At 67.2% G+C, this 1,520-nt stretch carries 2 protein-coding genes; both read left to right on the top strand.

Annotation, left to right across the window (positions count from 1 at the left end):
• On the top strand, positions 1–549 hold a 549-nt coding region (locus AC1DU6_RS30860), incomplete at its 5' end, for an aromatic-ring hydroxylase C-terminal domain-containing protein (protein WP_477861917.1).
• A 364-nt stretch (positions 550–913) separates the two neighbouring features.
• A partial coding sequence (locus AC1DU6_RS30855; RefSeq protein WP_477861915.1) for an FAD-dependent oxidoreductase occupies positions 914–1,520 on the top strand: 607 nt, incomplete at its 3' end.

Raw genomic sequence — 1,520 nt, 5'->3', positions numbered from 1 at the left:
TCACCGGACACGCTGCTCGACACGTATCACGCCGAGCGCCACCCGGTTGGCGCTCGCGTGCTCAAGACCACGATGGCGCAAGTTGCRCTGCACCGCGAGGACGATCGCACGCTGGCCGTGCGCGACATCGTGGGCGAGCTCCTCAAGATGGAGGAGCCGCGCAAGCGAGTCGCTGCGGAGATGTCCGGCCTGGGCATCCACTATGACCTTGGCAAGGGCCACCCCCTGCTCGGACGCCGCATGCCCGATCTCGACTTGGTCTCCGCGATCGGCCCGCTGCGCGTCTTTTCCCTGCTGCATGGTGCCCGACCGGTGCTGCTCAACGTCGGTGAGCTCGGGAGCTTTGACATCGCTGCCTGGGCAGATCGGGTTCGGCTGGTCGACGCAAAGTACATAGGTACGTGGGAGCTTCCGGCAGTCGGGGTGGTCACTGCGCCCGACGCGGTGTTGATTCGACCCGACGGCCATGTTGCTTGGGTCGGAAACACACCTCGGGTCGGGCTCGTCGACGCACTGACCACCTGGTTCGGGCCGCCCGCGGCGGCGTAGCGCATCCGGCTCGATGGTGCGGCGCGACAGGGCAATCGTTGCCTTCTGTCTCGCTTGCCGTCAGCTAGCGTGCGGGACTCAGTGGCGCCCGGAGAAGGCCCTGAATCAGGGGCTCCGAATAGAACTCTCCGCCGCTCTCACTGCCCGCCACAGCGGCACCGGCGCCATCGCATAGCCCCTGACGCGCTTGAAGCCACGGGCGTAGAAGGCCGCGATGACCGTCACATCGCACTGGGCATGAGGGTCTCCGCGTCGCCTTCGTGGATCCAGGGATCGCGCTCACAGCAAAAGGGCCGCGATGGTAGCCGCGGCGCCGCCTCCGATATGCTCCCGCCCCAGTTGTACATACAAGTGGAGCATTCCCATGACGACCTATGACATCGTCATCGCCGGCGGCGGCGTGTCGGGCCTGTATTGCGCGCTGCGCCTGGCCGACGCGGGCCACCGCATCCTCGTGCTCGAAGCCGCAGCCGACCGCTGGGGCGGACGCATCGAGACCGAGGACATGGACGGCTTCATCGCCGAGTACGGGCCGATGCGCTTCGAGCCGACGCTGCAGCCGCGTTTCGCTGCCCTGTGCGCCGAGCTCGGCGTGGGCCTGCTCGACTTCTCCGGCCCCTCATCGGATCAAGTCAGCACCGATGACACCGACCTGCCCGAGGCCGAGCGCGGCCTGAACTCGCTGCAGCTGCTCAAGCGCGGGGTCATGCTCATCATGGGCCGTGCGCCCGATGACCAGGCCTGGATCGATGCGCTGACGGAAGGCGACTACATGCGGCTGCGCAAGCACGCCCAGCTGCACGGCCAGCCGCTGTGGGACATGGGCTTCTGGAACGCGCTGTCGGCGCAGGGCATCCTGAGCCACCGGGCGCTGGTGAAGCTGCGCGACACCGGGACCTTCTATCACATGATCCCGGAGAACCTGAATGCGGCCGAGTGGATCATCTGGTGGCTGCGCGCGCTCAAGACCG

It is taken from the genome of Roseateles sp. P5_B10, from assembly GCF_056400485.1.
Note: the sequence above shows the minus strand (reverse complement) of the source record. Positions and strands in the feature narration are given on the sequence as shown.